This window comes from Xenorhabdus yunnanensis (assembly GCF_028598805.1).
GTDB lineage: Bacteria > Pseudomonadota > Gammaproteobacteria > Enterobacterales > Enterobacteriaceae > Xenorhabdus > Xenorhabdus yunnanensis.
Window position 1 is genome coordinate 60564 of sequence record NZ_JAQRFI010000021.1, and the last position, 14881, is coordinate 75444.

Genomic DNA, 14881 nt, shown 5'->3' on the forward strand with positions numbered 1-14881 from the left:
TGTATTATTCACCACAGCATAGTTGTAATTTTTATAAACAAAATACAGGGATGTAGGGGAGTAATGTAAAAATGCATAATGAATCACCGATAAAAAGACGTAAATCTACGCGTATTTATGTCGGTAATGTGCCCATAGGGGATGGCGCACCGATTGCGGTGCAATCAATGACTAACACACGGACAACTGATGTTGAGGCGACAGTCAATCAAATTAGGGCGTTAGGGCGTGTTGGTGTTGATATCGTTCGTGTTTCAGTTCCAACAATGGATGCAGCCGAAGCGTTCAAGTCTATCAAACAGCAGGTCAATATTCCTCTTGTGGCCGATATTCATTTCGATTACCGCATTGCATTGAAAGTCGCGGAATATGGTGTTGACTGTCTGCGCATCAATCCCGGCAATATCGGCAATGAAGAGCGTATCCGTCAGGTTGTGGATTGTGCCCGCCACAATAACATTCCAATTCGCATTGGGGTCAATGGTGGATCGCTGGAAAAAGATATACAGGAAAAATATGGCGAACCTACACCAGAAGCATTGGTTGAATCAGCAATGCGTCATGTTGACATTCTGGATCGCCTGAATTTCGACCAGTTTAAGGTGAGCGTCAAGGCATCTGATGTCTTTTTGGCGGTTGGAGCATATCGTTTACTGGCACAAAAAATTGATCAACCGTTGCATCTCGGTATTACTGAAGCAGGTGGTGTTCGTGCTGGCGCGGTGAAATCCTCAATTGGTCTTGGCATTTTATTGTCAGAAGGAATCGGCGATACACTGCGCATCTCGTTGGCCGCAGATCCAGTGGAAGAAGTTAAAGTCGGTTTTGATATACTGAAATCATTGCGTATTCGTTCAAGGGGCATTAATTTCATTGCTTGCCCAACTTGTTCGCGTCAAGAATTTGATGTTATTGGTACGGTTAATGCACTTGAGCAGCGTCTTGAAGATTTAATTACACCAATGGATGTTTCTATCATTGGTTGTGTCGTGAATGGTCCCGGGGAAGCAGAAGTTTCGACAATTGGCGTAACGGGAGCGAAAACAAAAAGCGGCTTTTATCAAGATGGTATTCGTCAAAAAGAGCGTCTTGATAATAAAAATATGATTGAGCAGCTTGAAGCAAAAATCCGAGCGAAGGCAGCTGTCCTTGATGTTAACAACCGGATTAGCGTCAATCAGCTTGATGAGTAAGATGCTTAATGCTGGCGCATGTTATCATGCACCAGCGATGCCTTTTATCTTATGCCCTTTATCTATAATCCAATGGATTTCGAGTTTCAGATAACCAGGCTGCAACTTGAAAGATAAACATTCGTTTTTATAATCGACGGCATTATATAAATCTTAATAAGAGATAAAACGTGACAAAAAATATCCCAGCTATTCGTGGCATGAACGATTGCCTTCCTGCTGAAACGGCCATCTGGCAACGAGTTGAATCTACGTTGAAGCGCGTGCTGTCAGGTTATGGTTTTAGCGAAATACGGACACCGATTGTAGAGCAGACCCCGTTATTCAAACGTGCTATTGGGGAAGTGACCGATGTTGTCGAAAAAGAGATGTATACCTTTGACGACCGCAATGGTGAAAGCTTGACCCTGCGCCCGGAAAATACGGCAGGATGTGTCCGTGCCGGTATTCAGCACGGTCTGCTGTACAATCAGGAACAACGCTTATGGTACATCGGGCCTATGTTCCGTTATGAGCGTCCACAAAAAGGCCGCTATCGTCAATTCCATCAACTGGGAGCTGAAGTGTTTGGTCTGCAAGGGCCGGATATTGATGCTGAAATGATTCTGATGACAGCACGCTGGTGGCGTGAACTGGGCATTGCTGATCACGTTACACTTGAACTGAATTCCATTGGTTCACTGGAAGCCCGTGCAAATTATCGTGAAGCACTGGTAGCTTTCCTTGAACAGCACAAAGAGAAGCTGGATGAAGATTGCCAGCGCCGTATGTATACCAACCCACTGCGTGTATTGGATTCCAAAAATCCTGAAGTTCAGCAACTTCTTAATGATGCACCGGAGCTGTTTGACTATCTTGATAGCGAGTCAAAAGAACATTTTGATGGGTTGTGCCAGATACTTGATAGCGCAGGTATCAAATACCGTATCAACCAGCGTCTGGTTCGCGGCCTTGATTACTACAATCGTACTGTTTTCGAATGGGTGACATCTGCTTTGGGTGCGCAGGGAACCGTTTGTGCAGGTGGTCGTTACGATGGCTTGGTTGAACAATTGGGCGGCAAGGCAACACCCGCAGTTGGTTTTGCAATGGGCATGGAACGTATGGTTCTGTTAGTGCAGGAAGTCAATCCTGATTTTGTTGCTGACCTGACAGTTGCCGATGTTTATCTCTCTTCCTTTGGTGAAAGCAGCCAGCAAGCGGCATTGATATTGGCAGAAAAAATCCGTGATCAACTGCCAGAATTGCGTCTGATGACCAATCATGGCGGGGGTAACTTTAAGAAACAGTTGGCGCGCGCGGGTAAACACGGCGCTAAAGTTGCCTTGATCCTTGGGGAAGATGAGATCCAAACTGGCAATATCACAGTGAAAGATTTACGAAACGGTGAGCAAGAAACGTTGTCACAACAAACGGTCGCAGCGCGTTTGAGCGAGCTGTTAGGCTAAGGAGAGACTCTAGTGCAAGTCTATACCACTGAAACTGAACAAGTTGACGCGATAAAGCGTTTTTTATCTACCAACGGTAAATACCTTGCTGTTGGTTTAGTGTTAGGCATTGGTGCTTTGATTGGTTGGCGTTACTGGCAGACTCATCAAACAAACCAATTACATGGCACAGCGGCAGTATTTGAAAAATTGAACAAATCGTTGGCTTCGGGGTCGAAAGAAAGCGTTGTTGCCGCAGAAAAATTCGCTAATGAAACGAATAATGTCTACGGTGTTATGGCGGATCTGGAACTGGCAAAGCAGGCCATTACCCAAAATGATTTGGCTCAGGCAGAGAAAAATTTGCTGGTGGCCTCTGGTAAAGCCAAAGATAAGGACATGCAAGCATTGTCTAACATTCGTTTGGCTCGGGTTCAATTGGCGGAAGATAAAACGGATGCTGCGTTGAAAACGCTGGAGCTGGTCAAAGGCAAGGGATGGCAAGTGATGGTTGAGGATATTCGTGGGGATATTCTGACCAAAAAAGGAGATATCGCTGGCGCGCGTGCAGCATATTCCATGGGGCTTGGATCTGATGGCCCTCAGGTAATCAAAGAGTTCATGAAAATTAAACTTAATAATTTATCCAACTAAGGGAGCAAACTTCATAATGCAACTGCGAAAAACACTCTTGGTTGGGCTGGTTGCTTCTGTTCTGCTTGCAGGTTGTTCAAGCGAACAGGATACGGTAACAATGTCACCGTTGCCGAAGGTTGAAAATCAATTCAAACCTCGTATCGTTTGGGATAAGTCCGTTGGGAGTGGCACTGGGCAGTATTACTCTCATTTATCACCAGCTTGGCAGGGTTCAACGGTTTACGTTGCTGATCGTAATGGGGTTATCAAAGCACTTGATATAGACAGCGGCAAAGAGTTGTGGGCAACGGATCTGTCAGAAAAAGCAGGTTTACTATCATCTCGCTTGCCAGCGCTGCTTTCTGGTGGTTTGACTGTATCCGGTAATCGTTTGTATGTCGGAACAGAAAAGGCAAAAGTCGTTGCACTGGATACAACGAACGGCAAAGTTGAATGGGAATCAACGGTTGCTGGTGAAGCGTTGTCCCGTCCTGTAGTGAGTGATGGCTTTGTCTTGATTCATACTGGCAATGGTATGTTGCAGGCATTGAAAGAAACTGATGGTAGCGTTGCTTGGTCAGTTAACATGGATACGCCTTCATTATCAGTTCGTGGTGAATCTGCTCCTGCCGTGGCTTATGGTGCAGCCGTTGTAGGTGGAGACAATGGCCGGATCAGTGCCGTTTTGCTATCTCAGGGGCAACTGATTTGGCAACAGCGTATTTCTCAGGTAACGGGTTCTACCGAAATAGCTCGCCTGAATGATGTTGATATGACTCCGGTCATTTCTGACAATATTATCTATGCCATTGCTTATAACGGCAATTTAGTGGCAATGGATATGCGTTCAGGTCAGATCATTTGGAAACGTGAACTAGGATCGGTGAATGATATGGTTATCACTGACAGCAATATTTTCATTGTTGATCAAAATGACCGTATCTTGTCCCTGCGCAAGAGTGATGGTGTGACTTTATGGTCACAGAATGCTCTCTTGCACCGTAACCTGACAGCTCCAGAAATGTATAATGGTTCTCTGGTTGTTGGTGATGGTGAAGGTTACCTGCATTGGTTGAATATGGCTGATGGCAAATTTGTGGCTCAGCACAAGGTTGATAGTTCTGGCCTGTTGAGCCGCCCGGTTGTTGCCAGCGATAAACTGATGGTACAAGCAAAGGACGGGACAGTTTACCTGTATACTCGCTAATTCCAGAGTGTGTTTTAATTAACACGAAATTATACGGCTCCTGAATAGTAACAGGGGCCGTTTCGTCTTTTTAGTATCTTTGTATCTTGCTATGGTGAACAACATTGAGAGGTCACTTTCAGCAGGATATCGATTTAAATTTAGTCATGAGGCATCAAAAAAATGATACCTATCGTTGCGCTGGTTGGGCGCCCCAATGTTGGAAAATCTACCTTATTTAACCGATTAACCCGCACCAGAGATGCACTGGTAGCGGATTTCCCTGGCTTAACCCGTGATCGTAAGTATGGACGGGCAGAGGTTGAAGGGCAGGAGTTCATTATCATTGATACGGGAGGTATCGATGGTACAGAAGATGGCGTAGAAACGCATATGGCTACGCAATCTCTTATGGCCATAGAAGAGGCTGATATCGTTCTCTTTATGGTTGACGCAAGATCGGGGCTGATGCCTGCTGACCATGCGATTGCCAAGCACCTGCGTAGCCGTGAAAAAGCAACTTTCTTGGTAGCGAATAAAACAGATGGTATTGATATTGACACCTCTATAGCTGAATTTTATTCACTGGGGCTAGGGGATATTTATTCCATTGCTGCTTCTCATGGTCGTGGCGTGACACAGCTGATTGAACGTGCGCTGTTGCCGTTTTCTGATAAAGAAGAAACGGAAGAAGTAGAACTGACTGAAGAAGAAGCTAACGCAGCTTATTGGGCAGAAATGGAGCAGGTTGAGCTGGATGCTTCTGCTGAACAGGAAGAAGAGGAAGCATTTGATCCTACAACCTTGCCTCTGAAACTTGCGATTGTTGGCCGCCCTAATGTGGGTAAATCCACATTAACCAACCGTATTCTGGGTGAAGAACGTGTTGTCGTTTATGATATGCCGGGAACAACCCGTGACAGCATTTATATCCCCATGGAGCGTGATGGCCGTGAATATATTTTGATTGATACAGCGGGCGTTCGTAAGCGTGGGAAAGTCACTGAAACAGTTGAAAAATTCTCTGTGATTAAAACACTTCAGGCGATTGAAGATGCCAATGTTGTGTTGCTGATAGTGGATGCCCGTGAAGGCATTTCTGATCAAGATCTCTCTTTGCTTGGTTTTATCCTTAACAGTGGTCGTTCTCTGGTTATTGCTGTAAACAAATGGGATGGTATGAGTCAGGAAGATAAAGATCACGTCAAAGATATGCTTGATCTGCGTCTTGGCTTTGTTGATTTTGCTCGTGTTCACTTTATTTCTGCACTACATGGTAGCGGTGTTGGGAATCTATTTGAGTCAATTCTGGAAGCTTATGAAAGCGCAACCCGCCGCGTTAACACTTCCTTATTGACCCGTATAATGCGCATGGCAGAAGATGATCATCAACCACCGATGATTCGCGGCCGCAGAGTGAAAATGAAATATGCTCATGCTGGTGGATATAATCCGCCTATCGTGGTTATCCATGGTAATCAGGTGACGAATTTGCCGGATTCTTATAAGCGTTATCTGATGAATTATTTCCGCCGTTCTTTGAAGGTGATGGGAACACCTATCCGCATCCAATTTAAAGAAGGGGCCAACCCTTATGCGGATAAGAAAAATACATTAACAGCAACTCAGCTCCGTAAACGTAAGCGTTTGATGGAACACCTGAAAAAACGTTAATTATAATTATGTAAATAAAGGGCTGTTTCAGCCCTTTATTATTGAGTAACTTTATGATTTTTTCTTTTTAAATAGAAAATTATGACCTTGTGATTTTTCGATTTCTTCTTTCTAAGAAAAGAACTTGACTATCATAAACATTAAAAATTATTTTAGAAATAAAATTAATTAGTTGAAAAAATTTTTCAATAACATCAATTAATTTATGGTATATCTGGCTGCATTAATTTGGATATTTTTATTATTGGCTAGCTTAAATAGCCTGTAAATCAATGAGTAATGCTATATTGCACTTCACTTCACTTCAACTAAATCTTTTTTAGAGTTTTTAGTATCCTTTACTTGTTCCTTTGATGAAATGCTTTCCTAAAACAAGATTTATTTAAAAAAATCTCCTCCCCAAATTTATTTTCCTGATAATTGATAGCTGCCTTTGCCTTCTGGTTTAGGAATATTTCTATTTTTATAGAACAAAGGGTCATCTTTAGGGTCTGAGGAAGCTTCATTGATTGATTTTTCCATTAGTTTATTAACATGCTCTAATGTATTCAAAATACACTTTTTATCATTAGCATCACAGTTTTTTGCAATATACTCCAATAAATAAGGAGGGATTATATTTTTTTTGCTCGATTTATTGTTACTCATGATAATACCTTTTTGTATATGTTGTCGTGTTGGTTTATATTTAGATGAACCTAAATGGTAACTAAATTAACCATGTTAGTCACTACTAAAAATGTAAATTTTTATGATATGAGATGAAGCGGTAAAATAATTGATTCCATTAAGTAGAGAATGGTATTTTATTGATGATTTGTAAGTTTGAAAAAATTAAAAATCTGGTTCAGATGGTAGGCATGAGTAGAGGATATGTAAATATAATCAAGACCTTCCCTGGTCTTTAATGATTAGAGCAGTATTCCGACTTGTTTCCATGAATGAGTCACAATATTTGAAATTTTCTTATCAAATAATATATTAGCATTGTCAATGGTTAGCTGTGCAAAATCATTAAAACTGGCTTTATGGGATAAACGTTTATCCAATAATGTGTTGTACCAAATTTTTCCAGCTTGCTCCCATGAATATCCTCCCAATGTGATTGCCAATAAATAGAATGCCTTATTAGGAATGCCTGAATATTTGTGGACACCCCCGTTATCATCTCTGACGGATAAATCTTGATATTGGTCCATATGACCGACTTGGTTATCTTTTGGGTTTGCTAGCCCGGGGTTTTTGAATGAGCGCAAGGCAATGTTAGGGTCATTGTCTGGGTTAAGTGCAGAACCAAATATCCCTTGGCCTATCAACCAATCAGATTCGTTGACTTTTTGGTTATTAGCATACTGTTTCACCATAATACCGAATACATCTGAGATAGATTCGTTTAATGCACCGGACTGATAGGCATAATCAAGATTTGCTTCACTTTCAATTACTCCGTGGGTTAATTCATGCGCAGTAATATCAATACACGATGTAAAATGATTAAAGTAGGGAGCATAACCATCACCAAAGATCATTTGATTATTATCCCAAAATGCATTCATATAATTTTTCTGATAATGAACAGTGGCAACTAATTTAAGACCTTGGTTATTAATTGAGTTACGGCCAAAAATTTCCTTATAAAATTCATATGTCTTACCAAGATAATTATAAGCTTCGGTGGCTGGAATATCATCGATTACAGTCATGCCTTCGCGTAAAATCAATATTTTCCCTGGATATTGATGATTATGTTCAGCACTGTAAATAGTTCGATTTAATTTATTATCAGAGCCTGGCTGATATCCATGGGCTAAAGTATCTATTTCAACAGGGTTATTCATTAGATTGTAAACATGATCTAATGTTTTTAATATGTATGTTTTATCGAATTGACCGCAGATTTTAACAACATATTCTAATAAATATGGTGGAATGATACCGGATTTGTTTAGTTTATCTTGATTTTTACGCATAATAATATCCTTATTTTAGATGTTGTGAATATATTGTAGCCTATATTAATTATGAATCTAAATGGTGTCATTGGCTACTAATGAATGATTTTTTGGAGATTTAATATATTAATTTATAAATATAATAAAGGGTTGTCCTTAACCCTTTATTATCTATTTTCAGTATTATCTTGATGTTACTGATTATAATTTTAATTGATGTTTTATTAATTTAATTTATTTTTGGAAGTAGAACGCCAACTTCTTCCCAGCCGTTACTGACAATACCAGCAATTTTTTTATCGAATAAATGCTTTGCATTATCAACCGTAAGTTTGGCGAAATCCTCAAAATCTGCATCTGAAGACAGGCGATTATCCAATAGCGTTTCATACCAAATCTTACCTGCCTTTTCCCAGGTATAGCCTCCCAATTCCATCGCCACTAAGTAAAATGCTCTGTTGGGAATGCCTGAATATATGTGAACTCCTCCATTGTCAATTATGAAAGGAAGTTCTTCATATTGATCCATATGACCAACTTGTTCATCTCCAGAAAATGCTGTTCCTGGTTTGATAAAGGTGCGTAAAGCGACATCGGGTTTGTTATCTGGATTAAACTTTTCGCCTAGTAAACCTTCCCCTAATAACCAATTTGACTCATCGGCTTTTTGGTTATCGAAATATTGTTTAACCATAATACCAAATACATCTGCGATAGATTCATTCAACGCACCAGATTGGTAGATATAATCCAGCCCTGCTTCACTTTCGATGACACCATGCGTCAACTCATGGGCTATAATGTCAATGGCAGAAGTAAAACGATTGAAGTATTTTCCATCACCATCACCAAATACCATTTGTTTTCTGGACCAGAATGCATTCAGATAGTTTGTACCATAGTGTACTGTAGCAACTAACTTTATCCCTTCGTTATCAAGAGAATTGCGACCGAAAACTGTTTTATAGAACTCATGAGTCTTGCCAAGATAATCATACGCCTCATTAACCGCAACATCTGAACTTTCTGACATTCCTTCACTGCGAGATAATTCTTCCCCAGGGAACTTCTCTTTATGTTTGGCATTATAGATAGTACGGTGCAGTTTATCATCTTTTCCTACTAGGTCTTCCTGTTGAGATATAGTTTCTTCAGCAGGAGGATTCATTAATTGATAAACATGATCTAATGTTTTTAATACATATTGATTAGTACATGCATCACAATCGTCAGAGATATGTTCTAAAACAAATGGAGGAATTAAGCTATATATATTGGTTTGATTATCGCTCATAATAATACCCTTTTTGTCTTTAGATGTTGTGTGTGTTTTTTTTCGGGCCCGGATCGAATACTAGCTATAATTAATAGGCGAGTCATTAGTGTGAGTATTGATTTTTTATGGCAGGGTATTGCTAATGAAAAATAATAAATTTTTTTATCAGTGTTATGATAAATACGCTAGGAGTTTAAACTTATTTTTTAAAAAAATAAGGTATATACCTAATGGATTTCAAGGTGCGTCGCGGCGGCCAGGGAACGAATCCCCGGGAGCATAGATAAATATGTGACCGGGGTGAGTGAGCGCAGCCAACACAGAAGCAACTTGAAAGACGAAGGGTATAAAACAGGAATAAAGAAATTTCCTTATATTCCTGTTTTGAATTGTCATACCCAATCTTTTTTTATTAGAAATGAAGTGTATAACTCAGATTCAGGAGAGTCAGTTTCTGGAGAGTAACCATATTCCCAACGTACTAATGGGGGCATGGACATTAATATTGATTCAGTTCTTCCACCACTTTGCAAGCCAAAGAGAGTTCCCCTGTCCCAGACAAGGTTAAATTCAACATAACGGCTTCGGCGATATAACTGGAACTGTCTTTCACGATCACCCCAAGCGATATCTTTTCTTCGCTCTACAATAGGTAAATAAGCAGATAAAAATCCATTTCCGACAGCTTGCGTGAAACTAAAGCTGGTATCAAAATCAGGCGTATTTAAATCGTCATAAAATAAACCACCAATGCCACGAGGTTCATTTCGGTGCTTTATAAAAAAATAATCATCACACCATTTTTTATATTTTGGATAAATATCATCGCCAAAAGGTTGACATAAATTTTTGGCGATAGTGTGCCAATGAATAGCATCTTCTTCAAAACCATAATAAGGCGTGAGATCAAAACCACCACCAAACCACCATACAGGAGTCTCACCTTCTTTTTCAGCAATAAAGAAACGCACATTTGCATGACTCGTTGGAACATAGGGGTTAATTGGATGAATGACAAGGGAAACACCCATGGCCTGATAACTGCGCCCCGCCAATTCTGGACGATGGGCTGTGGCAGAAGCGGGCATTGAAGCCCCTGCTATATGTGAGAAGTTCACCCCGGCTTTTTCAAAAACCTTACCTTCAGTCAGCACCCGGCTCCGCCCACCACCGCCTTCTTCTCGTTGCCAACAGTCTTCCATGAAAGTTGATTGACCATCAAGTTGTTCCAGTTGCTTGCAGATGTGATCCTGCAATGAGAGGAAAAAATTCTTCACTTGATATATATTAGGTATATTCATAATTAAATCATAACCAATTGATATTAAATAAATAAACATCATTTTTAAATGAGGTGGTTTTTGTTTGTTTATATAATTGTTTATACATAGAACGCTGAACAAACCTATAAACAAAGCATAAGATAAGAACAATGTGGAAGAAAAGAAAGAATAAGAGTGAATTTGTGCTCAATAAAAAGAGGTCAGTACGCTAAACGTTCTGAACTTATGAGAGGTTGCAGCGCACTTCGTCGGGAGCTATTGAGGTGACAATGACGAGTGTTACTGCTAGTGAGAAGATACCCCGTTACGGCTATCTTCCCGGTGATTTTCAAGTGGTGGGCTGCTATTTTTATGATTTGTCTCGAGCCTTACGCGCAATAAGCTGACCGTACATATCAAAATATCGGCTAGGCCAAATTTCAGAAGGATGTATTTCAAGATAGTTAGCAATAATCCATTCACCTTTCGGCCACGGCCGACTGAGAGTATTTGCTAATGTTGATGAACTGAGCGCTTCACGGGAGACGGTGGCTAAGGTTGTTCCACGCTTACGTAATGCAGCAATTATATCGGCCTGATGCCAGTCATTTCTAACATTATTCATTCCTGTTACCCCTTCCATTAATTGAAAAAATTGATGGTGGCGATTCAAGCAAGGTTCGCATTACCGGGCTAAGATTCCGGTGAGGCCGAAGTCTCCCCTACCTGAATCACCATTGAAAGGGTGATAGCGGGCACTGGCATTTAAATGGATAAGGATAATTTACCGCTGTTGGAAAACCAGGACCTGTTACAACGAAGCGAAATACTTACTGGCACTCAAAGATCGAAATTCGCCTTTGCTTAAAGCATAAAACGCTTGTCGAATGTCTCAGGGCGTGAAGCGGACTTTGGAAAAATTTGAGTCCTACTAACTTTATGCTGTTTAGTCGCTGATATTTTCAATAACGAATTGAAATTAATTTGCATTGTCTTTAGGTTAGTATAAATAAAAATCATGAAGGAAGGCCGGAAAGTCTTCAACTTGCAAGCACAGTGCCTTCCCTTAAATTATTAGCCCTTCAGGATACCTATGAACGAAAGATTCTTTCTCTATTTAGATATACTTGGTTTTACTGAACTGGTAAGGCAAGGAAGTGAAAAGATTGATGATCTATATGAGGTCATTGCCAGCTTAAATGCTCATGAACACTATGCATTTAAGGTTATTGTTTTTTCAGACACAGTGGTCGTCTACAACGTAAATGGCGGAGATACCCCAGCAGACGCTATGTATCTCATTATGTTTATGTGTGAATTTGTCAAAGATCTTATGCACAGGCTCATGGAAAGAGAAGTTTATTTCCGTGCAGTCATTACGTATGGCGATTTCACTCACTACGAAATAAATGGCATACCATGTTTTTACGGAAATGCACTAATTGATGCTTATAATTCTGAAAAAGAATTAAAAGCTATCGGATTATTCATAGACAAAAATATTTCTCATTACTGTAATATATTCAAATATCGAGAATTTAACGATAATTATAATTTTGTATATGTTACTCAAAGCTTAGATGAAGTTGAGGCATATGGTTCTGGAGGCTTCCCGATACATTCTGAATTAATAGAGTGCACAGACTCAAAGTGGTTTATATTACCCGAAATACAGCATATTAATAGCATGTATATAGGTTCAAAAAATAATAATTACCCAGAATCAGTGCGGAAAAAATATGCCTCATCATGGGATATGTATTGTAAGCACTACCCCCATCTAGCCCAAGATGGTGACGCTTCTGTATCTGCATGGATAAAGAGAATTATCCGTAAAGAGTTACAATCTCGCGGCATTGAACAATAACCAACCAAGTGAACATTATTCATTCGGTTGACTGCCCCTCTTAAAAGGGTGCAGATAACTAGTTGATTTAGCTCATGATGGAAAGAGCCATCATCCCAAAGGGTAGCATTCGCCGTGCTATCCTTTTCTTTTTGTGACTGAGTAAATGACAGTCGCAAAGTTTGTGCTCCTCTAAATGATGACTGCAAAGTTTGCGCGTCGCTAAAAGATACGCGCATATTATGACCAGACTGCATATTTGCAGCTTGATTAAATATCAATGAGTTAAGTAACCAACCCGAAATTATCGGGTAGCCTCCCAAACTGAGGACTACGGTAATAGGACTCCTTAACCTCAAGGAGTCATCAGACATAACGACCATCACACCACCTCTCGCAGCTCTATTCCTTTTGCCGTGTAACCCTGAACCCGAACACCCTCAACACGGTGGCGTTTCTTTGTTAGAAAGCGAATGTGATCGGCATAGACGTAGAGCCACTGACCATCTACAGCAATGCGCTCAAAGGTTCTGATTGGTCGTTTTGCATACTGGACAAAAGGGATAAACTTATTGATTTTATTATCTTTATTGGTCGAAACCCCCTTATCATTACCTGTCACGCGATAGAGCCAGAATCGCTGTTCTTTACCTGTGAGCTTTTTCGTTCTAACTGGCACATAACCAGCCTTACGCATCGCTAAACTAAACTCCGCATCATTCCTGTAATATTGGCGACGTAACTCATTTGATACTGAGACAGCGAAACTTTGTTTAGTCCATATTTCTATCCATTGACTCACTAATTCAATTGGCAACCCATTGACTAATATCCCGCTAGTCTGATTTTGGGCGTAGGTAATCCCCTGACCGATTAAGGCCATATTTTTAGATTTCATATTTTACCCGGTCTTAATTAATTTGATTTTCGGCTATAGGGGTTATTTACATTCTCTACTGTTGGCGGGTTACGTACCCACCATAAAACATCACTTAATAACCATGAGACAGAATTACGTCCCAACGGAACGCGTTTCGGGAATTTGCCTTCCTACTCTAATACCCAACGACGAGAACGCGATAAACTGGAAAGGTGCTCGCATTCTTTTTCCCTGATTCTGCGATCATATTTCTCCCCATACTCATTTAAAATTGATTGTCGTTCTTGTGGTGTCGGTGAAGTAAATTTCATTGCCATATTTTTATATTCTCCAAAAAACAAAAACCCCGCGAGCGAGGTTATTATTAATTTAAATTGATTTTATTCGGGCTTCCAAGTGCCTTTTATCCATGCCTGAATTTCAGATAAGCGATAAACTTTGGTTTGTGGCCCTATCGTTATTTTTAAAGGGAATCTGCCATTTTTTTCAAGATATGATCTGTGTCTTCTTCCTAATGAAGTTAACCACTCACACTCTTCTTATCTAATTAGCCTATCAAGTCTATCTGAACCTTCCAATTCTTCACGAGTGAATATATGTATCATTTTCTATTTTCTCCTCCACCTCAATTAAAGAATCTAAATAATTCACCCACCAGTAGAGTGCATTTCTTTTTTGTTCAATATATTGGCTTCGGTTATATATTCCAGCGACTCCATTGAGTGAATGGCCTAATAGTTGTTCAACCACGTTATGTTCAAATCCGTTATCACTGAGCATGGTAGCAAACACTCTTCGTATATCGTGTGCTGTCCACTTTTCTTTGTGGTTTAATCTTTTCCATATTTTCGCAATAGTCACACTTGCCGTACATTGTTTGACATCAAAGCCAATGACATATTCTCTCTTTTTTGTTGATTGATTTAATAACAACAGCCAGTTTTTAAAATTACTTGGGATCGGCCTGATTATTTCTCTTCCATTTTTACTATGCTCTGGTGGCACTCTCCATATATTGTTTGAAAAATCCCATTCATCCCATTTTGAAAGACGTATTTCGTAAAGCCTACACCCAAAAACGATTAAAAACCGAAGAATAATTCTGTTTTCGTGAGACATAATGTGGTTATCATATTCTTTATTTATATAGAGCCATACATCACGTAATTCATCATTAGTTAACACTCTGTCTCTTCTATTCGCTTTTTCACCCACATCACCAACATCCAAATCATCTATCTCATGGCTAATTGCATATTTTCTTACTCGGCAAAACTTCAATGCCTGTTGTGAGATTTTCAAAAGAGATCCCGCTTGCACTGGTGCATTTTCTTTAATCTTATCAAAGCACCTAATCCACATTGATAATGTACATTCATTTAATGGAATATTCCCAATCTCTGAATAAACGTGTTTAGAAAAACAACCTCTAATATAGTGTTGTGGTCAACAAAAATTGGTCACTGGCTTAGCGTTTTTCCAAAATAATCGTTCTGACTCATTGGGCGTTAACCCATTGTTATACCAGTGAGGACGAAGCTGGCTGTAA

13 protein-coding genes and 2 pseudogenes are annotated in these 14881 nt (G+C 39.9%); 6 read left to right on the plus strand and 9 right to left on the minus strand.

The annotated features are described in order from the left end of the window. Window positions 1-71: 71 nt before the first annotated feature. The 5 genes from ispG (at window position 72) to der (ending at window position 6116) form a co-directional block, all read left to right on the plus strand. Complete coding sequence (gene ispG, locus PSI23_RS10725; RefSeq protein ID WP_273555071.1) at window positions 72-1193, plus strand: flavodoxin-dependent (E)-4-hydroxy-3-methylbut-2-enyl-diphosphate synthase; 1122 nt, start codon at window positions 72-74, stop codon at window positions 1191-1193. 170 nt (window positions 1194-1363) lie between these two features. Then, a complete protein-coding gene (gene hisS / locus PSI23_RS10730; protein ID WP_273555072.1) occupies window positions 1364-2641 on the plus strand; it encodes a histidine--tRNA ligase in 1278 nt (425 codons plus the stop codon). 12 nt (window positions 2642-2653) lie between these two features. After that, on the plus strand, window positions 2654-3274 hold the full coding sequence (locus PSI23_RS10735) for a YfgM family protein (protein WP_273555073.1): 621 nt from the start codon (window positions 2654-2656) through the stop codon (window positions 3272-3274). Between the two features lie 16 nt (window positions 3275-3290). Beyond that, a complete protein-coding gene (gene bamB, locus PSI23_RS10740) occupies window positions 3291-4463 on the plus strand; it encodes an outer membrane protein assembly factor BamB (RefSeq protein WP_273555074.1) in 1173 nt (390 codons plus the stop codon). 162 nt (window positions 4464-4625) lie between these two features. Continuing rightward, window positions 4626-6116 (plus strand): ribosome biogenesis GTPase Der, encoded by a 1491-nt coding sequence (gene der, locus PSI23_RS10745; RefSeq protein WP_273555075.1) that lies wholly within the window; start codon window positions 4626-4628, stop codon window positions 6114-6116. Between the two features lie 405 nt (window positions 6117-6521). Here the strand turns inward: der and PSI23_RS10750 are convergent, their stop codons facing one another. From PSI23_RS10750 to PSI23_RS10770, 5 genes are all read right to left on the minus strand, one after another. Next, on the minus strand, window positions 6522-6764 hold the full coding sequence (locus tag PSI23_RS10750) for a protealysin propeptide domain-containing protein (RefSeq protein ID WP_273555076.1): 243 nt from the start codon (window positions 6762-6764) through the stop codon (window positions 6522-6524). A 263-nt stretch (window positions 6765-7027) separates the two neighbouring features. Continuing rightward, entirely contained in the window at window positions 7028-8086 is a 1059-nt protein-coding gene (locus tag PSI23_RS10755; RefSeq protein ID WP_273555077.1) for a M4 family metallopeptidase, read from the minus strand. Between the two features lie 211 nt (window positions 8087-8297). Continuing rightward, window positions 8298-9362 carry a M4 family metallopeptidase gene (locus PSI23_RS10760; RefSeq protein ID WP_273555078.1) on the minus strand — a complete coding sequence of 355 codons (1065 nt, stop codon included), beginning with the start codon at window positions 9360-9362 and terminating at the stop codon, window positions 8298-8300. Between the two features lie 374 nt (window positions 9363-9736). Beyond that, a complete protein-coding gene (gene hemF / locus PSI23_RS10765) occupies window positions 9737-10645 on the minus strand; it encodes an oxygen-dependent coproporphyrinogen oxidase (RefSeq protein ID WP_273555085.1) in 909 nt (302 codons plus the stop codon). A gap of 331 nt (window positions 10646-10976) precedes the next feature. After that, a complete protein-coding gene (locus tag PSI23_RS10770) occupies window positions 10977-11231 on the minus strand; it encodes a helix-turn-helix domain-containing protein (RefSeq protein ID WP_273555079.1) in 255 nt (84 codons plus the stop codon). A gap of 468 nt (window positions 11232-11699) precedes the next feature. On the opposite strand from PSI23_RS10770, the gene PSI23_RS10775 reads away from it, so the two are divergent. Further along, window positions 11700-12473: a hypothetical protein gene (locus PSI23_RS10775; protein ID WP_273555086.1), complete on the plus strand. Its 774-nt coding sequence runs from the start codon at window positions 11700-11702 to the stop codon at window positions 12471-12473. 361 nt (window positions 12474-12834) lie between these two features. Here PSI23_RS10775 and PSI23_RS10780 read toward each other — a convergent pair whose 3' ends face one another. From PSI23_RS10780 to PSI23_RS10795, 4 genes and pseudogenes are all read right to left on the minus strand, one after another. Further along, the gene (locus tag PSI23_RS10780) at window positions 12835-13350 is read right to left on the minus strand and encodes a hypothetical protein (protein WP_273555080.1); all 516 of its coding nucleotides are present in this window, start codon (window positions 13348-13350) and stop codon (window positions 12835-12837) included. Window positions 13351-13367: 17 nt separating this feature from the next. Then, a pseudogene (locus PSI23_RS10785) lies at window positions 13368-13649 on the minus strand (helix-turn-helix transcriptional regulator). 63 nt (window positions 13650-13712) lie between these two features. Continuing rightward, window positions 13713-13850, minus strand: a pseudogene (locus tag PSI23_RS22755) (helix-turn-helix transcriptional regulator); the annotation flags it as partial. 64 nt (window positions 13851-13914) lie between these two features. Then, on the minus strand, window positions 13915-14634 hold the full coding sequence (locus tag PSI23_RS10795) for a site-specific integrase (RefSeq protein ID WP_273555081.1): 720 nt from the start codon (window positions 14632-14634) through the stop codon (window positions 13915-13917). Window positions 14635-14881 lie beyond the last annotated feature (247 nt).